Below are 19651 nucleotides of genomic sequence, written 5' to 3'. Positions count from 1 at the left end.
GCGCCGGGCGCGGCGGCGCGGCGGCGCGGCGCCCCGACCCGGCGCCGGCCTCCGCCCCCGTGGTCACCGACCCGCGGGTCGCCGGCAAGGCCTTCGTCGACTTCCAGAACGACGTCACCGCCGCCGATGTCCGCCTGGCCGCGCGCGAGGGCTACACCTCGCCCGAGCATATGAAGCGCTACACGACCCAGGGCATGGCGACGGACCAGGGCAAGACCTCGAACGGCCCGGCGCTGGGCGTGCTGACCGATGCCCGCGGGCTGCGGCCGGGCGACCTGGCGGCGCCGACCTTCCGGCCGCCCTTCACCCCGGTCGCCTTCGGCGCCATCGCCGGCCGGTCGGTCGGCTGGCACGCCGTGCCCAGCCGGCGGACGCCATTCGACGAATTCCACCGGGCCGACGGCGCCGTCTTCGTCCGCTCCGGCGGCTGGCTGCGGCCGCTGTATTACCCGCGGCCGGGGGAGACGCTGGGCCAGGCCTCGCTGCGCGAGGCCCGATACGTCCGGTCGCAGGTTGGCGTGTTCGACGTCTCGACCCTGGGCAAGGTCGACGTCTCCGGCCCCGACGCCGCTTCGTTCCTTGAGCGGCTCTACGTCAACCGGATCGAGACGCTGCCGGTCGGCCGCTCGCGCTACGGCATCATGCTGCGGGACGACGGCATCGTGATGGATGACGGCACCGTGACCCGGCTGGCCGAGGACCGCTTCTACGTCACCACCACCAGCGCCAAGGCGCATGACGTGGTGCGGATGATGGAGCGGCTGACCGAGGTCGACTGGCCGGATCTGCGCGTGGCGGTGACCGAGCTGACCGAGGCCCGCGCGGCCCTGGCCCTGACCGGCCCCAAGGCCCGCGCGGTGCTGGCCCGGCTGGTCGGCGACGCCGCGGACGTGTCGAACGACGCCCTGCCCTTCATGGCGGTCCGCGACGTCACGCTGGGCGGCCTGCCGCTGCGCATCCTGCGCGTCAGCTTCACCGGCGAGCTGGGCTATGAGCTGCATGTCGACTCCCAGCACGCGCCGGAGCTGTGGCAGCGCCTGATCGCGGCCGGCGAGCCGGTCGGGCTGCGGCGCTTCGGGCTGGAGGCGCTGGAGCTGCTGCGGATCGAGAAGGGCTTCTTGACCGGCGCTGAGATCAACGGCCAGACCACGCTTGCCGACCTGGCGCATGAGCGCTTCGCCAAGCGCGAGGGCGCCTATGTCGGCAAGCCGATGTCCCTGCGCCAGGGCATGGCCGACCCGGACCGGCCGCGGCTGGTCGGGCTGGTGTCGGAGGATGGCGCGCCGCTGATTTCCGGCGCCCATCTGGTCGAGGGCGGCATGTACCGGCCGAACGAGCCGACCCAGGGCCATGTCACCTCCAGCGGCACCAGCCCGGTGACCGGGCTGCCGATCGCGCTGGGCCTGCTGGCCCGCGCCCGGGAGCGGACCGGCGGCACCATCTTCGCCACCGACCCGCTGCGCGGCAGCCACATCAAGGTGCGGGTGGTCGACCCCTGCATGTACGACCCGAAGGGAGAGCGCGTCCGTGGCTGAGCCCCTGGTGAATCACATCGCGGCGCTGTCGACCCTGGACGCCGACGGCCTGACCTTCCGCCCCTGGCGCCCGGCCGCGATCCTGCAGCTCGCCGCCTGGAGCGAGGATTCCACCGCCGCCCTGGCGCAGTGGGAGCGCGCGACCTTCGGCGCCGCCATCGCCGGGGCCGGGGCGACGCTGGCGCGGGACGGGCTGCGGCTGTGGCCAACCGCCCCCTGGCGCCGGCTGCTGATCGCCGAGGCCGGCGCCGCCCTGCCCGGCCTGCCAGCCGAGGTCGCGGCGGTTCCCAGTACCGGCGGCTATGTCGGGTTGCGGCTGGACGGCACGCGGTCGCGCGACCTGCTGGCCAAGCTGGCGGCGATCGACCTGCATCCGGACATGCTGGCCGATGGCGACTTCGCCACCGCCAAGCTGGAGCATGTGCGGGTGCATCTGCAGCGCGCCGGCGCCGACGCCTTCGACCTGCTGCTGCCGGTCTCCTATGCCGAATTCACCCTCGGCGCCCTGGCCGACGGCGCGCTGGAGTACGGCGCCCGGATCGACCCGGCCGTGCTGCACCGCCCGCCCCCGCCGCAGGAATCGCCCCGACTGGTGCGGCTGAAGTAGGAGCGCAATTTTCTCCAAGCGGCGCCTCCCGGCACGGCCTAATCCAGGGCTCCCCGAACCCTCCGGAGAGCTGTCCATGCCCCGCTATCCCTCCTTGCAGGCCGCCCTGTTCGCCGACGGCCCGGCGCCGGACCTGGTCGAGAAGATGGGCCTGTATGGCTGGCTGGTCGGCGACTGGGAGATGGATACCCGCCTGTTCGCCGAGGACGGCACCGCCACGCCCGGCCGCGGCGAGATCCATTTCGGCTGGGCGCTGGGCGGCCGCGCCATCCAGGATGTCTGGATCCTGCCCGGCGCCTTCTTCGGCACCACGCTCCGGATCTACGACCCCGGCCTCGATGCCTGGCACATCCTGTGGCACGACCCGCTGAAGCAGCTCTACACCCGCCAGCTCGGCCGCGCCGAGGGCCGCGACATCGTCCAGCTCGGCCGGGACGACAGCGGCGGCGCCATCCGCTGGAGCTTCCGCGAGATCACGCCGGACAGCTTCACCTGGCGGGCCGAACGGTCGGTGGACGGCGAACGCGACTGGCGCCTGCTGGCCGAGTTCCGGGCCCGAAGGATCTGAGGCCCGGCGGGTCCAGGGGCTGGCCGCGCCACCGGTTCCGGCTAGATTGCTTCCGTCCCGCAACCGGAGAGGCCTGCGATGACGGATGACGAGCGTGCGATCCGCGACCTGGTCGAGACCTGGATGGAGGCCAGCAGGGCCGGCGACACGGCGACCGTCCTGAGGCTGATGTCGGACGACGTCGTCTTCATGGTCCCCGGCCACGAGCCCTTCGGCAAGGAGGCATTCGCCGCGGCGTCCGCCGGACAGTCGGAGTTCCGCATCGAGGGCGGCGGCGAGATCCGCGAGCTGCAGGTGCTGGGCGACTGGGCCTGGCTGCGCAGCCATCTCGACATCACCATGATTCCGCCGGTCGGCCAGAAGGTGCGGCGCACGGGATGGACCCTGACCATCCTGAGGAAGCAGCCGGACGGGCGCTGGCTGCTGACCCGAGACGCCAACCTGCTGACGGTGCAGCCGGCGGCCCCGGCCGCCACGGGATAGGCCGGCCTCAGCCATCGCCCGCCATCTCGGCCAGCTTGGCGACGGTGTTCATGTTGCGGGCGGTGCCGGCCTTCGCCGCCGGGATCGCCAGCTTGGACTGCCCCATGCCGTCGCCGTAATGGACATAGATCTCGCGCCGGCCGAGCCGCATCTCCTCGCCCTGCACGCCGGTGGCCTTGTCCAGCGCATCGGCCGGCGGCGGGGCGTCGAGGAAGATCGCCACGGTGCGGTTCGGCGCCGCGTCCGGGAACGGGTTCGCGGCCAGCACCCGCGCCATCTCCGCCGCCGTGCGCACCAGCACGCCGACCGGCTTGCCGGCATAGGCCGCGAGCGCCCCTTCCACCGCCGCCTTGACCTCGGCCTCCGTCCGGTCGCTGCGGCAGACGACGTTGCCGCTGGCGATATAGGTGCGGATCTCGGCCAGGCCCGCCGTCTCGCACAGGGCCTTCAGGTCGCTCATCGGCAGCTTGCCGGTGCCGCCGACATTCACCGCCCGCAGCAGGATCACGAAGCTGGTCATGGCAGCCTCCTGACGGATCAATAGGCCAGCCGGCCATACATGTCGTCGAACGGCATCATCACATGCTCGCGATAGGCCGGCCGCTCCATCAGCCGGGCGTACCAGGCGCGGACATGCGGCACCGACGGCACCACCAGCCCCATGCCGAAATAGCGGTACAGCACGGTGCCGGCCGGGATGTCGCCCAGGCCGAAGGCATCGCCCGCCAGATAGGGCCGGTCGGCCAGATGCGCGTCCAGCAGCCGGACATGGGCGGCGCAGGCGGCCTGCTTGCGGGCGATCAGTTCCGGGTTGCGCTCGGCCTCCGGCGTCCGCCAATGGCCCCAGAACAGGTCCATGAAGTCGCGCTGCAGCGTCGCCAGCGACCAGTCCATCCAGCGGTCGGCCAGGGACCGCTCGGCCGGATCGGCCGGCCATAGCCGGCCGTCGCGGGCGGCGAGATAGCGCAGGATCGCGTGCGATTCCCACACCACCGTGCCGTCCTCATCGATCACCGGCACCCTTCCATGCGGGTTCCTGGCGCGGAAATCCGGGTCGTCCAGACCGCCGAAATCGCCGCCGGCCGGGACATGCTCATGCGGCAGGCCCAGCTCGCCCACCAGCCACATCACCTTCTGCACATTGAAGGCGTTGCGCCGGCCCCAGATCGTCAGCATGGCGTGTCGTCCCCGTTCGGCCGTCCGGTCAGGACATCGTCGTAGATCGGCAGATAGCGCAGCCGCTCCGGCCGCGGCTCGCGGAAGGCCAGGGCGTAGTAGCCGATCTGGTGGAAATAGGCGATGCGGCTGCGGATCTCGATCTCGTCCGGCCCGTAGCCCATCTGCCCGAAGGCGCGGCGCAGCAGGCCCATGCGGTACTGGTCGGCGCCCTGCACCGCGCGCGCCACCTCCTTCGCGGCGCGGCCCCAGTCGCGCACCGCCATGTCCAGCGCCGGGCTGAACGGGTCCTCGTCGACCCAGACGTTGCGAAAAGTCCGGAAGAACGCCGCGCCTTCGAGGTCGGTACGACCCTCGAGGGCTTCAAAGGGCGCGCAGTTGCGGCGGCGCCATTCGTCCAGGAGGGCCGCCAGCAGGTCCTTCCGGCCCTTGAAGTGGAAGTAGAAGCTGCCGCGCGTCACCTTCAGCGTCGTCGCCAGCCGATCGACCTTGACGCTGGCGACGCCGCCCTTCTCCAGCACCTTCAGCGCGGCGCGGATCCAGTCCTCGCGGCTCAGCGTCCGGCGGCCGTTTCCCGCCTCCGCCGTCGCTTTGCTGTTCTTCGCTGTCGCCAATGCGTCCGTCCTCGATCGGTGCCGGCGGTAGCCTTGCGTCACCAGCCAGATGCCGACCCCACCCTGTCTGCCCATCGCAGGCAAGGCAAGAGGGGACCGGACGCCGCGTCGGAGAAGAAGCCAGCCATGCCCCATCCGCCGATCGACCCGAAATCCGTCGCCGGGAAGACCCCGGAGGTCGAGCGTCATGTCCAGCTTCTCGTCATCGGCGCCGGCCCCGCCGGCATCGCCGCGGCGGCCGAGGCGGCGGAGCGCGGGCTGGAGGTGCTGCTGGTCGACGAGAACCCGGTCGACGGCGCCCTGATCGGCATGGATGTGCCACTGCATTTCGGCGGCCGCGCCACCGCCGCGGTGAACACGCCCGGCCGGCTGCTGGAGACGTTCCTCGAAGCCCAGCCGGAGCTGGTGGAGCTGTTCGACAAGGGCGTCGAGGTGCTGCTGCAGACCACGGTCTGGGGCCTGTTCGCCAACGCCCCCGGCGTGCAGTGGATGCCCGGCCCCGTCGCCGGCCTGGCCGACACCGACCGGTCCTGGCTGGTCGGCTTCGACCGCGTCGTGGTGGCCGCCGGCCGTCGCGACCTGGGCATGTCCTTCCCGGGCTGGGACCTGCCGGGGGTGATGGGCGTGACCGCGGCGCACCGGCTGATCGCCGGCTATGACGCCTTCGCCGGCCGCCGCCTGCTGGTCCTGGGCACCGGCGCCGAGGCGCTGGACCTGGCCCTGACCGCACTGGGCCGCGGGCTGGAGGTGGCCGGGCTGGTCGAGGTGGCGGACCAGCCGGTCGGCCCGGCCGCGCTGGTCGAGGCGGTGAAGGCGCATGGCGTGCCGGTGCTGACCGGCCATGTGATCAAGGCAGCCAGCGGCAATGTCGAGGGGGTGACCACCGCGACGCTGGTGAAGGTCGATGCCGGCCTGTCGCCGGTGCCGGGCAGCGAGCGCGACATCGCCTGCGACACCGTCGCGCTGGGCATCGGCACGGTGCCGAACATCGAGCTGCTGGCGGCGCTGGACGCCAGGCTGGTGCACGACCTCGACCGCGGCGGCCATGTGCCGGTGATCGAGGCCGACGGCCGCACCGCCCTGCCCTTCGCCTATGCCGCCGGCGACTGCGCCGGCATCCATGCCGCCAAGTCGGTCGACCCCGCGGTGGCGCGGCAGGAGGGCCGGGTGGCCGCCATCGCCGCGGCCGCGTCGCTGGGCCAGGCGGCCGAGGGCGACGTCGCCGCCGCCCGCGCCGGGCTGGCGCAGCCGGTCAAGGGCGGCGGCGACCACCGCATGACCTGGCTGAAGGCGCTGCTCAACACCGGCGGGCTCGACGTGCTGGTGTGCCAGTGCGAGGAGGTCAGCCGCGGCGAGCTGCTGGACATCAGCCCGCCGCGCTATCTCGAGCGCGTGTCGAACAAGATGGCCACCCGGTCGCTGACCACCCTCCTGGAGGACGGCCCGGTCAATCAGGACCAGGTCAAGCGCCTGACCCGCGCCGGCATGGGGCTGTGCCAGGGCCGCCGCTGCCGCGAGCAGGTGGCGATGCTGCTGGCCCTGTCCTCCCGCGTCGATGTCGGCCAGGTGCCGCTGGCCAGCTACCGCCCGCCGGTGCGGCCGCTGCCGCTGAAGGTGCTGTGGCCGCAGGACGAGGCCGCGGTGGTGCGGCAGGAATGGGATTCCTGGTTCGGCATCGAGAGCCAATGGGTGCCGTGGTGGGACATCGGCGACGAGAAGCAGGGCTGAGGCGGAGGGCGGATCATGGCGGATACGGAGAAGAACGGCGCCTCGGTCGTCATCATCGGCGGCGGCGTCACGGGGCTGAGCACCGCATGGTGGCTGGCCCGCGGCGGCGTCGACGTGCTGGTGCTGGAGAAGGGCATCGTCGGCTGGGAGGCGTCGGGCCGCAACGGCGGCGGCTGCACCCATCCGCAGAGCCCGCTGTTCCCGGAGGAGCAGCGGCTGTGGCCGCAGATGGACGAGCTCTTGGGCTATCCGACCGAGCACCAGAAGCACCGGCTGAAGATCGTGCTGCACGAGTCGGATGTCGAGTTCATGCTCGGCTGGGTGCGGATGGGCGAGAAGCAGGGCTTCCATTACGACACCCTGGACGGCAAGCAGATCCGCGAGCTGGCGCCGCTGGCCGGCGACACGGTCGAGCGCGGCTATCTGCTGAAATATGGCGGCCACGCCAACCCGCAACGCACCAGCCAGGCCTATGCCTGGGCGCTGCAGGATCTGGGCGGCCGCATCCTGCAGCATTGCACCGTGACCGGCTTCGACACCGCGGGCGGCAAGGTGACGAAGGTGCGCACCGACCGCGGCGATTTCGGCTGCGACCATGTGGTGATCGCCGCCGGGCCTCAGATCGGCCTGCTGGCGGAGATGCTGGGCGTCGACCTGCCCGTCGCCTCCGGCCGGGCCGAGATGATCGTCACCGAGCCGCTGCCGGCGATGCCGATGAGCGGGGTCGACGGCAACGGCCTCTACGGCCGGCAGACGCTGCGCGGCAACCTGGTCTATGGCGGCGGCCCGCATGAATGGCTGCCGCCGGTCGACCTGAAGACGCCGCCGAAGCCGTCCAGCCCACTCCTGCGCAACATCGGCCGGCGGCTGATGGAGCTGTTCCCGAAGGCCGCGCATGTGCGGATGATCCGCAGCTGGTCGGGCGTGATCGAGAACACGCCGGACGGGCGCGCGGTGATCGACTGGATGCCGGGCTTCGACAACGCCGTCGTCGCCACGATGTCCAGCGTCGGCTTCGGCCTGTCGCCGGCCAGCGGCCATGCCATCCGCGACATGATCGTCGACGGCGCCTGCAGCTTCGCCGACCTGTCGTCGATGCGGCTCGACCGCTTTGCCGGCCTGCCCAAGGACTGGCGCGAGGCCCAGGGCTGGCTGCCGCCGGTGGCGGCTTGAGTCGGAGAAGCCTGCCCCCTCACCCTCCCGTCGCCGACGCGCCGGGCCCCTCCCTCTCCCCGAGAAGAGGGATTGGTCACCTCTCCTTGGGGAGAGGTCGAAATCGCGCAGCGATTTCGGGTGAGGGGGTGGCCCCGGCCCATCCCGGTCACCCGGTGTCGGGGCTGTCCGGCTTTTCGAAGCAGTTATAGGGATCGATGCCGAGGGACCGGCAGAGGCGCCGGGCGACGGTCTGCGTGGTCTCGGTGTCGAGCCAGGCGATGACGTCGGCCTCCCGCACCCGGGCCGCCAGCCCGGCCCGGATCCCGGGGATCCGGGCCGGGTCGCGGAGGTCGGCGAAGCTGCGCTCGACCGCGGCGACGGCGGCGTCCCGGCGCCGGGCCCGTTCGGCCTCGACCTTGGCCGCGTCGCCGGCCGGACGGGCCGGGTCCGGCGTGCCCGGCCAGGCGGGCGACCAGCGGCCCCATTCCTCGGTCAGGCCCAGGCCGCAGGCCAGACCGGACATCACCGAGCCGACCGGCCGGTCCTCGACCCGGAGGGTCTCGTCGTCGTAGAGGTCCTCGACCCGCTCCTCGAGCTCGGCATGCAGGGCCTCGACGCGGGAGAAATCCTCGATCTCGTCCCAGATCATGTGGCGCAGCACGCGCTCGACCTCGTTGCGGTGACGGTCGCGGCGGTCCTGGCGGGCGGCCTCGCGGTCGGCGGCCTGGGCCTTGTCGCGGGCGCACAGGCTGTCGGCGGCGCGGCTGCGCAGGGCCAGCGAGCGATGCACCGAGCGGGAGAATCGGCTGAAGGCCATCCCCGCCTCCTGCGCCTCGGCCCGGGCGTCCCGCACCGCGACCTCATCGGCCTTGGGTGCGGCAGCCCGGACCTGGGCGGCGATCGCCCGCGCCCCTTCGGCCTCGGCGAGCTGCATGGCGATCTCGGCCAGGCGCGTGAGCATCTGGATCTGCTGCAGCGCGAGGCTGCGGCAATAGGCCTGGACGTCGAGATCGGATTCCGCACCTCTTTCCATAGAACGTATCATGAACAAGATCGCGAGGCCGCGCAATGAAACATTGCGTGACCTTAACCGGACGAATTCGGACGAATTCGGTGACAGTGCACTTAATGAATTCGAAGCCGGAGGCGGCGCAGGGCGCACCAACGCTGTCGGCCAACTGCGAAATCGAAATTTGTGCACTGTCACCGAATTCCGTCCTGGATTTTTTTGGACTGCACCCCTGGGGTGAGACAGTGGAGTTTAAGTGACAGGGGGCTGTTGAGGTCAGCGGGGCCAAGGGTTGGTGAGGTCAGCTTCGAATTCGGTTGGGGGTTTGTAGCCGAGGGCAGAATGGAGCCTTTGGCGGTTGTAGGTTGNATCATGAACAAGATCGCGAGGCCGCGCAATGAAACATTGCGTGACCTTAACCGGCGCGGCCGGCGCCAACCTGGATCGCCACGCCCTCCGGGCTCGCGATGACGGTGAGGGGTGGCGGGGGTGGATCACCCCGAACCGTCATTGCGAGCGCAGCGAAGCAATCCATCCCACCGCATGAGCCGGCGTCGGCCTGGATCACCCCGCCCCCCAACATGACCGTGCGGGGGTGGCGCGGGCCTGTCCGATCAGGCTAGCCTCGCCCCGGGAGGACCACCGATGACCGACCTGACCGCCCGGCTGGAGGCCTGCTATTCCGGCGCCGTCTTCGACGTGCTGCGCGACCTGGGCCACGCCAACTGCGTGCTGCCGCGGACGATCCTGGCGGTCGACCCGGACACCCGGATCTGCGGCCGGGTCTTCACCATCCGCGGCCGGCCGGACGACACCATCGACGCGCATCAGAGCCTCTTGGCCTGGACCGAACTGCTGACCGTGGTGCCGAAGGACCATGTCGCCATCTGCCAACCGCAGGACGATGTGCGGGCGCTGATGGGCGAGTTGTCGGCCGAGGCGCTGCAGTCGCGCGGCGTGCGCGGCTACATCGTCGATGGCGGGTCGCGCGACAACGCCTTCATCCGCCGGCTGGGCTTCCCGGTCTTCGCCCGCTTCCGCACCCCGCGCGACATCGTCGCCGCCTGGATGCCGGAGGCCTATGGCGAGCCGATCACCATCGGCCAGGTGCGGATCGCCACCGGCGACTGGGTGGTGGCCGACGTCGACGGCATCGTCGTCATCCCCGCGGCGCTGGCCGAGGAGGTGGTCGGCCGGGTCGAGGATGTGATGCGGCAGGAGAACCTGGTGCGGAAGGCGATCCTGGACGGCGTGTCGCCGCAGGAGGCCTATCTGCGCCACGGGAAGTTCTGAGAGACCAGCAGCCTTAAGATCGACTCTCCCGTCTTTCTCCGTCATGGCGAGGCGCGCAGCGCCGTGGCCATCCAGAGGCCGGTGCGTACAGCCCTGGATGGCCACGCCCCTTCGGGGCTCGCCATGACGGGTCTATGTTGCGAACCGTCGGTACGAGAGACCACCCCCTTCCCTCGCCGCCGCCCGGACCCCACATCGAAGGTCCAGCACACAGCAAGGCCGAGCGCCATGAGCGAGAAGCCGAGGAAGATTCCCGGACCCGACCATCCGATCACGGTGACGCCGAATCCGGCCCGGGTGGTGGTGACGGTCGCCGGCAAGGTCGTCGCCGACAGCGTCAGCGCGCTGACGCTGCGCGAGGCCAGCTATCCGCCGGTGCAGTACATCCCGCGCCAGGACGTCGACATGGCGGCGCTGCAGCGCACCGACCACGCCACCTACTGCCCCTACAAGGGCGATGCCAGCTACTACAGCATCCCGGCCGGCGGCGGGCGGACCGACAACGCCGTCTGGACCTACGAGGCGCCCTATGACGCCGTCGCCGCGATCAAGGACCACGTCGCCTTCTACCCCGACCGCGTCGATTCGATCACCGAGCAGCCGGCCTGACGGCTACGACCTGACCGACCACCCCGTCATTGCGAGCGCAGCGAAGCAATCCAGGGGCCAGCGCGAACCGGCCCCTGGATTGCTTCGTCGGCTTCGCCTCCTCGCAATGACGATGAGGTGAGGCCGGCTAAGGAAACAGCCCCGCCGCATCGGCCCGATGGCAGACGCAGCACAGCTTGTTGCCGTCCGGGTCGCGCACATAGGCGCCGTAGTAGCTGGGATGATAGTGCGGCCGGGTGCCGGGCGCGCCCTCGTCGGCACCGCCCGCCGCCAGCGCGGCGCTGTGGAAGGCGTCGACCTGCGTCCGCTCGCGCACGTTGAAGCCGATGGTGACGCCGTTGCCGAAGGTCGCCTTCTCGCCGTTGATCGGGCGGCAGATCAGGAATTCCGGGCCGCTGTCGCCCTCCGGCACATAGCACAGCCAGCCGGCGACGCGGTCGTCGAGCTGGCAGCGCAGACCGATCGCCGCCAGCACCTGGTCGTAGAACTGCTTGGCCCGGTCGATGTCGTTGGTGCCCACCGTGATGTGGCTGAACATGGCCCTCCCCGCGGCGCATGGCCTTCCGTGGTCCCGCGCATCGGGCTCGCCGGCCGATGCGATGGGTGTGGCGTAGCATAGCGCCCGCCCCGCTCCGAACAAAGCGGCAACACCCCGGAAATTCTTCCGGATTCTGGTTTGAATGCCGCAGCCCGGGGCCGGAACCGGCCCCCGCCGCCCGCTATTGATCCCCGTAGCCGGCGCCACCCGGCCCTGCCCCGGAGCGCAACCGAGGAGGAGTGGAGATGGACACGATCGGCCCCCTGACCCAGCAGATCCACAACGACCTTCTGGCCCTGATCGGCGAACGGTCCGAGGACTACGCCGCCGAGGCGGGCGGAGATCCGCAGGCCGTCAGCGGCGCGCTGATCGGCGCCCTGGCCTTCCTGACCGGGCAGATGATCGCCGCCGCCGCCGAGGCCGGGGGCGTCGCCCCCCTGCTGGAGCGCGCCAGCGCCAATATGCGCGTCGGCGCCGAGGCCGGGATCGCGCCGGTGGAGACCATCGACACCGGCGTCACCGTGCACTGAGAGACCGCCTGCAAATGCTACTGGTGCGGCCGTCCGACGGCGGTTTCTGCGCTTCCGGTGCTCACGGACCCAAACGTCCGCTGCGCGCCGGTTCTCGAAACCACCGCCAGCCGACTCACACCAGCGCATTTCCAAACGGTCTCTGAGGCGCCAATCGTCACTGAGTGACGGCCGCGACGAAGCGCGGATCGATCAGCCCGGCGGTGTCGACATCGCCCGGCAGCAGCCCGGCGGCCCGGGCCGCCCTCTCGACATCGGCGATCACATGCTGGGCGAACGCCCCGGTCAGCTGGATCTTGTTGTCCGGCAGGGAATAGAAGGTGATGCCGTCGAAGGCGGTCGACAGCCGCTCCGGCGTCGCCTGCACCGCGCGGGCGATGATGGCCCGCCCGCCCGCCATGTCCTTCTCATAGTCGTCATGCGCCGCCTGCCAGGCCCGCAGCAGCGCCGCGACCTGGCCCGGCCGCTGCTCCAGCACCTCCCGGCGCACCACGAAGACGTCCGAGATCAGGCCGGGATCCTCCGCCGCCGTGTACAGCACCTTGACCCGCGGATCGACCAGCCGGGCCAGCGACAGATAGGGCTCGTAGGTCACGGCCGCGGGGGTCCGGTCCACGGTCACGGCGGTGGCGGCGTCGAGGGCCGGCATCGGCACCGAGACGATGTCGGCGAGGCTCATTCCGTTCCGCGCCAGGGCATAGCTGAGCAGCATGTGGCTGGTGCTGCCCTCCTCATAGGCCACGGCCCTGCCCCTGAGGTCGGCGACGGCCCCGATTCCCGGGCCGGCGATGATGGCATCGGCCGTCATGCTGACGTCGAGCAGGGCGACGATCCGGATCGGCACGCCCGCCGCCGCCAGCACCAGCGCCGTGTGGGTGGCGACGCTGGCGCCGTCCAGCCGGCCGCCGGCCAGCGCCTCCTTGATCTCCCGGTCCTGCGCGAAGGTCTCGATCTCGACATCCGGCAGGCCCTCGGCCCGGAACAGGCCCTTCGCCGCCGCGACATGCCACAGGCCATAGCCCAGCCAGGGCTGGATTCCCATCCGGAAGCCGCCGGCCTCCGGCTGGGCCGGGATCGCCTGGGCCCCCGCCGGCCCGGCCCAGGCCAGCAGGACAGCCAGAACGGCACCGCGTGCCCTGCCGCGCCCCTTCATCGCCCCTTCCCCATCGCCGATGGCTGAGCATCGGCCGACCGTCCTGTTCTTATCGACCGACGATTCATAGAGTGGCAGCGGGCGGAGTCAATCGACGCTCCGGCCGGGGCCGGCATACTTTCCTGGAGGGATAGCGGAACCCAGCCTCGCGCTCCCGCCGCTTGCCAATCCGCGCCCCGGCGGTTAACCATAGGCCATGGTCACGTCTCGCTCCCTGCGAATTAGCCACTAGGCCCCGGGCCGGCCGCGCCGGCTCCCCCGGGGTCTTCGTCCGTGTGTTGTTCGCATTCCCCGGGAGACACCGATGACCATGACCCGCGACGACGCGCAGGTCCTCTTCCACGTGGTCGGCATGGCCGACACCAACCTGCTGCCCCGCCTCCTCGACCATTTCTGCCTGCGCGATGTCGTGCCCGAGCGCGTCTCGGCCGAGCGCCACGGCGAGGAGATGCGCGTGACCATCGCCGTCCGCCGCGACGACTGCCCGGAATGGGAGATGGTGGCCCGCAAGCTGGGCCAGATCTTCGTGGTCAGGAGCGTGCTGGCCTCGGTCGCCGAACCGGCCTTGCAGTCCGCCGCCGGATAGCGTGGTATCGGGACGGCCGCCCCGGTCCGCCCGCGCCGGCCATCCCCGATCCCGTCACGCCCCGGCCGCCCGATGACCCCGTCCCCGCGCCAACCCGTGCTGATCGCGCTGCTGGTCGCCGGCGCCTTCTTCATGGAGAACCTGGACGCCACCGTGATCGTCACGGCGCTGCCGGACATGGCGGCATCCTTCGGCATCCGGGCGGTCGACCTGAATGTCGGGCTGTCGGCCTATCTGCTGACGCTGGCCGTGTTCATCCCGGCCAGCGGCTGGGTGGCCGACCGGTTCGGCGCCCGCTCGGTCTTCGCCAGCGCCATCGTCGTCTTCACCCTGGCCTCGGCCCTGTGCGCCGCCGCCGACAGCCTGTGGAGCTTCACCGCCGCGCGCATCCTGCAGGGCGTCGGCGGCGCCATGATGGTGCCGGTCGGCCGGCTGGTGGTGCTGCGCAACACCGCCAAGCAGGATCTGATGCGGGCGATCGCCTATATTACCTGGCCGGCCCTGGCCGCGCCGGTGCTGGGCCCGCCAATGGGCGGGCTGATCACCAGCATCGCCTCCTGGCGCTGGATCTTCCTCTTGAACCTGCCGCTCGGCGCCATCGCTTTGGTGCTGGCGCTGCGGCTGATCCCGAACGACCGCGAGGACCGGCGCGTGCCCTTCGACGGGCTGGGCTTCGTCCTGACCGGCCTCGCCTGCCTGACGCTGATGCTGGGGCTGGACCTGGTCGGGCACGAGCAAATCCCCTGGGCCACGGTCGGGCTGCTGCTGGCCGCGGCCCTGCTGCTGGGGGCCTGGGCGGTGCGCCATGCCCGGCGCCACCCGCACCCGCTGGTCGGGCTGGCGGCGCTGGCGAACCACACCTACCGCGTCACCGTCCGCGGCGGGTCGCTGTTCCGGGCCGTGGTCAGCGCCGTGCCGTTCCTGCTGCCGCTGATGTTCCAGCTCGGCTTCGGGCTGGACCCGGTCAGCTCCGGCCTGCTGGTGCTGGCGCTGTTCGCCGGCAATCTCGGCATGAAGCCGATGACCAGCTGGGTGCTGCGCAGCTTCGGCTTCCGCACCGCCCTCTTGGCCAACGGCGCGGTACTGGCGGCGACCCTGTTCGCCTGCGCCCTGCTGACGCCGTCGACCCCGGCGGCGCTGACCGCGGCGCTGCTGGTGGTCAGCGGCGCCGCCCGGTCGATGCAATTCACCAGCCTGAACACCCTGGCCTTCGTCGACGTGCCGAAGCCGGAGATGAGCGCCGCCAACACCCTGTTCAGCGTCACCCAGCAGATCTCGATGGGGCTGGGCGTGGCGCTGGGCGCCATCGCGCTGCGGGCGGCGGAAGCGTCGGGCCTGGCCGGCGGGTCGATCGTCGCCGAATACCAGATCGCCTTCGCCGTGCTGGGCGCGCTGGCGCTGCTGTCGCTGCTGGACTATTTGCCGCTGGGCCGCGACGCCGGCACCGAGGTCAGCGGCCACCGCCGCCGGGCATAGCCGGCCGCCGCATTCCGGCTGACTACGTCGGACATAACCGCTAGGGTCCGTTCCGGAGACGGGGCGGAGCCGACCCCAGGATCGAGACGGGAGAGACGCAGATGACGAGCAAGGTGGCGCTGGTGACGGGGGCCGGGTCGGGCGTCGGCCGGTCGGTGACCCTGGCCTTCCTGAAGGACGGCTACAAGGTGGTGCTGGCCGGCCGGCGCCAGGACGCGCTGGCGGAGACCATCCAGCTGGCAGGTGCGTCCGCCGACCAGGCTCTGGCGGTGCCGACCGACGTCACCGACCCGAACAGCGTCCGCGCCCTGTTCGAGGCCGCCAAGGCCCGCTTCGGCCGCCTCGACGTGCTGTTCAACAATGCCGGCGTCAGCGCCCCGGGCGTGCCGCTGGAGGACCTGACCTTCGAGCAGTGGAAGGCGGTGGTCGACACCAACCTGACCGGCCCGTTCCTGTGCACGCAGGAGGCGATCCGGATCATGAAGGACCAGGACCCGCAGGGCGGCCGGATCATCAACAACGGCTCGATCTCGGCGCATGTGCCGCGGCCGAACTCCGCCCCCTACACCGCGACCAAGCACGCCATCACCGGCCTGACCCGGTCGACCTCGCTGGACGGGCGGAAGTACAACATCGCCTGCGGCCAGGTCGACATCGGCAACGCCGCCACCGACATGGCGTCGAAGATGGCCAAGGGCGTGCCCCAGGCCGACGGCTCGATCAAGCCGGAGCCGCTGATGGACGCCGCCCATGTCGCCAGCACCGTGCTGATGATGGCGTCGCTGCCGCTGGACGCCAACGTCCAGTTCGTGACGGTGATGGCGACGAACATGCCGTTCATCGGCCGGGGCTGAGGCCTCACGCCTCCCGGATGTAGGGCGTCGTCGTGGTCAGGGCCCGGAAGCCGAGCCGTTGCAGGATCGGCCGGCTTTCGGGCGAGGCGTCGACGGTGAGGATGCGGAAGCCCCGCTGCCGCGCCTCGGCCGCCCGCTTCGCCACCAGGGCCCGGTAGATGCCGCGGCCGCGCCAATGCGGCCGGGTGGCGCCGCCCCACAGATCGGCGAAGACGGTGCCGGGGTTGAAGCGGATCCAGCCGGCCGAGACGCAATGGCCGTCGGCCATGGCGAGATAGACCGACAGCCGGTCCGGCGCCGCCGCCAGTTCCGCCCCCAGCACCTCCGACCGCCAATCCTCGTCGGCGCCGTAGACCGCGGCCATCAGGTCGTCGATGGCGCCGAAGCGCACCGGGTCGATCACCCGCTCGATCGTCACCCCCTCCGGGTCGACCGGCGACGGCAGCGCGCCGCCGAGGTCGAGCGCCACCAGCGTCTCCGGCTCCTCCGCCACGAAGCCGGCGGCCGCCAGCCGGCGGCCGAGATCGGCCGGCGCGTCATGGCCGTACAGCTTCCACTCCACCGACCGGCCCTGGCCGGCGAAATAGGCGGCCTCGCGCGCGATCACCGCATCGGCCGTGGCGGCGTCCAGCCCGCTCCACAGCACGCAGTTGTCATGGGCGTCCGGGCCGGGGCCGACGATGCGCGTGACCTCCGGCAGCCGCTCCACCCGATAGTCCGGGTCGGCCGGCACCGGGGCCCGGCGCAGCTCGGCATCGAAATGCCTCAGGATCTCGGCCTCATCCATCCCGTCCTCCGCTTGATCCGCTTGCCCCGGGCGCCCCTTATGGCCGATTTTGGCGCCGGCCGCGACCGCGGCCCCGTCTTTTTCGGAGGAATCGTGAACGGCGACGCTGACCCGGCCATCGACCCGACGCCCGCACCGCTGACCGTCGCCTTCGACGCCGACGACACCCTGTGGCACAGCGAATCCGTGTTCGAGGAGACGCATGGCCGCCTCGTCGCCCTGCTGGCCCCCTGGGTCGACCCGGCGACGCTGGAGCGCCGCCTGCTCGACACCGAGGCGCGCAACCTGAAGACCTTCGGCTACGGCGTGAAGGGCTTCACCCTGTCGATGATCGAGACTGCGATCGAGATCAGCGGCGGCCGCGTCGGCAGCGGCGAGATCCGCGCCATCCTCGAGCTCGGCAAGGCGATGATGGACCATCCGGTCGAGCTGCTCGACGGCGTGGTCGAGACGCTGGACGCGCTGGCGCCGGACGCCGAGGCCGGCCGCGTCCGGCTGATCGTGATCACCAAGGGCGACCTGTTCCACCAGGAGAGCAAGGTCGCCCGCTCCGGCCTGGCCGAGCGGTTCGAGAGCATCGAGATCGTGGCCGAGAAGGACGAGGCGACCTATCGCCGGATCCTGCAGCGCGGCGGCACGGCGCCGGAGCGGTTCCTGATGATCGGCAACTCGATGAAGTCCGACATCCTGCCGGTGCTCGATCTCGGCGGCCAGGCGGTGCACATCCCCTACCGCATCACCTGGGCGCTGGAGCATGTGACCCGGCCGGAGATCGCCCCGCCCGGCTTCCACACCCTCGACTCGATCCGCGAGGTCCCGGCGCTGGTGGCGCGGCTGCTGGGATAGGACACCCGACGGACATTCCCTTTATTGTCATTGCCGGGCTTGACCCGGCAATCCAGGGGCCACCGAGAGCGGCTCCTGAAAGCCCCTGGATCCTCGGGTCAAGCCCGAGGATGACAGAATTTGGGGAGGCGCCAGGACAGCCCGCCCCTATGAAGCCGGCCGTCTTGGAACCACCATGTTCGCGACCATGACCTGAACGGGCTCATCAGCCTGGTTCAGCGTGGTGATCCGGGTCTTGACCATGCCGCGGTCGGGGCGCGACTGGGACGGGCGGATCTCCAGCACCTCGCTCTCCAGCCGCAGCACGTCGCCGGGGCGCACCGGGCGCGGCCAGCGCATCTCGTCGGTGCCGCCGCCGATCAGCCCGCCAGCCGGCAGGAACTCGCCGCCGACCAGCAGCTTCATGGTCAGCGCCGCGGTGTGCCAGCCGCTGGCGGCCAGGCCGCCGAAGAAGGTCGCCTTCGCCGCCTCCTCGTCGAGATGGAAGGGCTGCGGGTCGAACTGGGCGGCGAAGGCCTTGATCGCCTCGGGCGTGACCGCGACGGTGCCCGAGCCGAAGCGCTGGCCGACCTGCAGGTCTTCCAGATAGAGGCGGCGGGCGGCGGGGCTGTCGGTCGGCATCGGCGTTCTCTCCTCGGCTGGGCCCAGCATGACCCGCCGCGGTGCATCCGGGAAGGGTCCGGCGGCACATCGCGCTGGTCCGCCCGGCCCTGATGGTCTACATCCCGCGCATGACCGACACCGGATTGGCCACGCGCAAGGCGGCCGTCGAGCTGCTGCGGGCCGTGCTGGCGCAGCGGCGCCCGATCGACGAGGCCCTGGACGCCCATCTCGCTTTGCGGGAGCTGGAGCCGCGCGACCGTGCCTTCACCCGGCTCCTCCTCACCACCACGCTGCGCCGCCTGGGCCAGATCGACGCGCTGATCGACGGCGCGCTGAAGACGCCGCTGCCGCGCGGCGCCGCCACGGTGCGCGACGTGCTGCGGCTGGGCCTGTCGCAGCGCCTGTTCCTGGCGACGCCGTCCCATGCCGCGGTCGACACCTCGGTCGAGCTGGCCGGGCTGACCGGCTTCGCCGGCATGAAGGGCTTGGTCAACGCCGTGCTGCGCCGCCTGGCCGAGGATGGGCCGTCCCTCTTGGCCGGGCAGGACGCCGCCCGGCTGAACACGCCGGACTGGCTGTGGACCCGCCTGGCCGATGCCTATGGCGCCGAGACCGCCGCCGCGATCGCCGAGGCGCATCTGCACGAGGCGGCGCTGGACCTGTCGGTCAAGGCCGACCCGGAGGTCTGGGCCACGCAGCTGGACGCCCGGCTGCTGCCGAGCGGGTCGCTGCGGCGCGAGGCCGGCGGCCTGGTGCCGGAGCTGCCGGGCTTCAGCGAGGGCGCCTGGTGGGTGCAGGACGCCGCCGCCGCCCTGCCCGCCCGGCTGTTCGGCCCGATCCCCGGCCGCCGCATCCTCGACCTGTGCGCCGCGCCCGGCGGCAAGACGGCGCAGTTGGTCGCTGCCGGCGCCGAGGTCACGGCCATCGACCGCTCGACCCGCCGGCTGAAGCGTGTGGCGGAGAATCTCGAGCGCCTCGGCCTTACCGCCGGGCTGCACACCGGCGATGCCGAGAGCTTCACCGGCGGTGCCCCCTATGACGGCGTGCTGCTGGACGCGCCCTGCAGCGCCACCGGCACCATCCGCCGCCACCCCGACGTGCCGCGGTTGAAGGGACCGGAGGACGTGGCCAAGCTGGCCGCGGCCCAGGCCCGGATGCTGCGCCATGCGGTCGAGCTGGTGCGGCCCGGCGGCATCCTGATCTGGTGCACCTGCTCGCTGCTGCCCGAGGAGGGCGAATCGCAGATCGACCGGCTGCTGGCCGAGGACGACCGGCTGATGCGGGTGCCGGTGGCGGCGTCGGAGATCGGCGGGGCGGCCGAGCTGCTGACCGCGGCCGGCGACGTCCGCACCCTGCCCAGCCACTGGACCGATCTCGGCGGCCTCGACGGCTTCCACATCGCCCGGCTGAAGCGGCGGTCCTGACTACCTCGCTGTTTCGCTAATAATCAGACAAAAACAGTTTGCGCTCCGCCGCGCTCTCTTTCACAGTTCCGCCCGAA

The 19651-nt window shown here is 71.4% G+C and carries 22 protein-coding genes; 14 read left to right on the top strand and 8 right to left on the bottom strand.

What is annotated here, in order from left to right; all coding sequences use genetic code 11:
- The 4 genes from BWR60_RS18150 to BWR60_RS18135 all read left to right on the top strand — a co-directional run.
- Nucleotides 1-1535, top strand: a 1535-nt coding sequence (locus BWR60_RS18150; protein WP_275542390.1) for a glycine cleavage T C-terminal barrel domain-containing protein, incomplete at its 5' end; no start/stop codon positions are given.
- Nucleotides 1528-2142, top strand: a complete 615-nt coding sequence (locus BWR60_RS18145) for a sarcosine oxidase subunit gamma family protein (RefSeq protein ID WP_088152432.1) — start codon at nt 1528-1530, stop codon at nt 2140-2142. The genes BWR60_RS18150 and BWR60_RS18145, both read left to right, overlap by 8 nt.
- A gap of 76 nt (nt 2143-2218) precedes the next feature.
- Nucleotides 2219-2710, top strand: coding sequence for a hypothetical protein (locus tag BWR60_RS18140; protein ID WP_088152431.1), 492 nt, complete (start codon nt 2219-2221; stop codon nt 2708-2710).
- A 78-nt stretch (nt 2711-2788) separates the two neighbouring features.
- Nucleotides 2789-3193, top strand: a complete 405-nt coding sequence (locus tag BWR60_RS18135; RefSeq protein WP_088152430.1) for a YybH family protein — start codon at nt 2789-2791, stop codon at nt 3191-3193.
- 7 nt (nt 3194-3200) lie between these two features.
- On the opposite strand, the gene BWR60_RS18130 is transcribed toward BWR60_RS18135, so the two are convergent.
- Genes BWR60_RS18130 through BWR60_RS18120 form a run of 3 tightly spaced genes read right to left on the bottom strand, consistent with a single transcriptional unit; the run spans nt 3201 to nt 4983 of the window.
- Complete coding sequence (locus BWR60_RS18130; protein WP_088152429.1) at nt 3201-3713, bottom strand: DUF1697 domain-containing protein; 513 nt, start codon at nt 3711-3713, stop codon at nt 3201-3203.
- A gap of 17 nt (nt 3714-3730) precedes the next feature.
- Complete coding sequence (locus BWR60_RS18125; protein WP_088152428.1) at nt 3731-4369, bottom strand: glutathione S-transferase family protein; 639 nt, start codon at nt 4367-4369, stop codon at nt 3731-3733.
- Nucleotides 4363-4983 carry a TetR/AcrR family transcriptional regulator gene (locus BWR60_RS18120; RefSeq protein ID WP_218823569.1) on the bottom strand — a complete coding sequence of 207 codons (621 nt, stop codon included), beginning with the start codon at nt 4981-4983 and terminating at the stop codon, nt 4363-4365. The genes BWR60_RS18125 and BWR60_RS18120 overlap by 7 nt, the downstream gene beginning before the upstream one ends.
- Nucleotides 4984-5109: 126 nt before the next feature.
- Here BWR60_RS18120 and BWR60_RS18115 point away from each other — a divergent pair, with 126 nt between their 5' ends.
- Nucleotides 5110-6711, top strand: coding sequence for an FAD-dependent oxidoreductase (locus BWR60_RS18115; protein ID WP_088152426.1), 1602 nt, complete (start codon nt 5110-5112; stop codon nt 6709-6711).
- Nucleotides 6712-6726: 15 nt separating this feature from the next.
- Nucleotides 6727-7884 carry an NAD(P)/FAD-dependent oxidoreductase gene (locus tag BWR60_RS18110; protein WP_088152425.1) on the top strand — a complete coding sequence of 386 codons (1158 nt, stop codon included), beginning with the start codon at nt 6727-6729 and terminating at the stop codon, nt 7882-7884.
- A gap of 148 nt (nt 7885-8032) precedes the next feature.
- Here BWR60_RS18110 and BWR60_RS18105 read toward each other — a convergent pair whose 3' ends face one another.
- Nucleotides 8033-8899: a hypothetical protein gene (locus BWR60_RS18105; protein WP_088152424.1), complete on the bottom strand. Its 867-nt coding sequence runs from the start codon at nt 8897-8899 to the stop codon at nt 8033-8035.
- Between the two features lie 621 nt (nt 8900-9520).
- Between BWR60_RS18105 and BWR60_RS18100 the strand changes: the two genes are divergently transcribed.
- A complete protein-coding gene (locus BWR60_RS18100) occupies nt 9521-10168 on the top strand; it encodes an RraA family protein (RefSeq protein ID WP_088152423.1) in 648 nt (215 codons plus the stop codon).
- Nucleotides 10169-10396: 228 nt separating this feature from the next.
- Nucleotides 10397-10777, top strand: coding sequence for a DUF427 domain-containing protein (locus BWR60_RS18095; protein ID WP_088152422.1), 381 nt, complete (start codon nt 10397-10399; stop codon nt 10775-10777).
- A 127-nt stretch (nt 10778-10904) separates the two neighbouring features.
- Here BWR60_RS18095 and BWR60_RS18090 read toward each other — a convergent pair whose 3' ends face one another.
- Nucleotides 10905-11315, bottom strand: coding sequence for a VOC family protein (locus BWR60_RS18090; protein ID WP_088152421.1), 411 nt, complete (start codon nt 11313-11315; stop codon nt 10905-10907).
- Nucleotides 11316-11560: 245 nt separating this feature from the next.
- On the opposite strand from BWR60_RS18090, the gene BWR60_RS18085 reads away from it, so the two are divergent.
- The gene (locus tag BWR60_RS18085) at nt 11561-11845 is read left to right on the top strand and encodes a hypothetical protein (RefSeq protein ID WP_088152420.1); all 285 of its coding nucleotides are present in this window, start codon (nt 11561-11563) and stop codon (nt 11843-11845) included.
- Between the two features lie 157 nt (nt 11846-12002).
- Here the strand turns inward: BWR60_RS18085 and BWR60_RS18080 are convergent, their stop codons facing one another.
- Entirely contained in the window at nt 12003-12998 is a 996-nt protein-coding gene (locus BWR60_RS18080; RefSeq protein WP_088152419.1) for an ABC transporter substrate-binding protein, read from the bottom strand.
- Nucleotides 12999-13302: 304 nt separating this feature from the next.
- On the opposite strand from BWR60_RS18080, the gene BWR60_RS18075 reads away from it, so the two are divergent.
- The 3 genes from BWR60_RS18075 to BWR60_RS18065 all read left to right on the top strand — a co-directional run bounded on the left by BWR60_RS18075 (nt 13303) and on the right by BWR60_RS18065 (nt 15914).
- Nucleotides 13303-13584 (top strand): hypothetical protein, encoded by a 282-nt coding sequence (locus BWR60_RS18075; protein WP_088152418.1) that lies wholly within the window; start codon nt 13303-13305, stop codon nt 13582-13584.
- A 72-nt stretch (nt 13585-13656) separates the two neighbouring features.
- Entirely contained in the window at nt 13657-15060 is a 1404-nt protein-coding gene (locus BWR60_RS18070; protein WP_088152417.1) for an MFS transporter, read from the top strand.
- Nucleotides 15061-15161: 101 nt separating this feature from the next.
- Entirely contained in the window at nt 15162-15914 is a 753-nt protein-coding gene (locus BWR60_RS18065) for an SDR family oxidoreductase (protein WP_088152416.1), read from the top strand.
- A gap of 4 nt (nt 15915-15918) precedes the next feature.
- Here BWR60_RS18065 and BWR60_RS18060 read toward each other — a convergent pair whose 3' ends face one another.
- Nucleotides 15919-16701: a GNAT family N-acetyltransferase gene (locus tag BWR60_RS18060; RefSeq protein ID WP_088152415.1), complete on the bottom strand. Its 783-nt coding sequence runs from the start codon at nt 16699-16701 to the stop codon at nt 15919-15921.
- A gap of 93 nt (nt 16702-16794) precedes the next feature.
- On the opposite strand from BWR60_RS18060, the gene BWR60_RS18055 reads away from it, so the two are divergent.
- Complete coding sequence (locus BWR60_RS18055) at nt 16795-17547, top strand: HAD family hydrolase (protein ID WP_230983090.1); 753 nt, start codon at nt 16795-16797, stop codon at nt 17545-17547.
- A 147-nt stretch (nt 17548-17694) separates the two neighbouring features.
- Here BWR60_RS18055 and BWR60_RS18050 read toward each other — a convergent pair whose 3' ends face one another.
- Nucleotides 17695-18168, bottom strand: a complete 474-nt coding sequence (locus BWR60_RS18050) for a MaoC family dehydratase (RefSeq protein ID WP_088152414.1) — start codon at nt 18166-18168, stop codon at nt 17695-17697.
- A 41-nt stretch (nt 18169-18209) separates the two neighbouring features.
- Between BWR60_RS18050 and BWR60_RS18045 the strand changes: the two genes are divergently transcribed.
- A complete protein-coding gene (locus BWR60_RS18045; protein ID WP_343216408.1) occupies nt 18210-19574 on the top strand; it encodes an RsmB/NOP family class I SAM-dependent RNA methyltransferase in 1365 nt (454 codons plus the stop codon).
- The last annotated feature ends 77 nt before the right edge of the window (nt 19575-19651 follow it).

This window comes from Inquilinus limosus (assembly GCF_002195995.1).
Classification (GTDB): Bacteria; Pseudomonadota; Alphaproteobacteria; order DSM-16000; family Inquilinaceae; genus Inquilinus; species Inquilinus limosus_C.
This window is presented reverse-complemented; position numbering and strand designations above follow the sequence as displayed.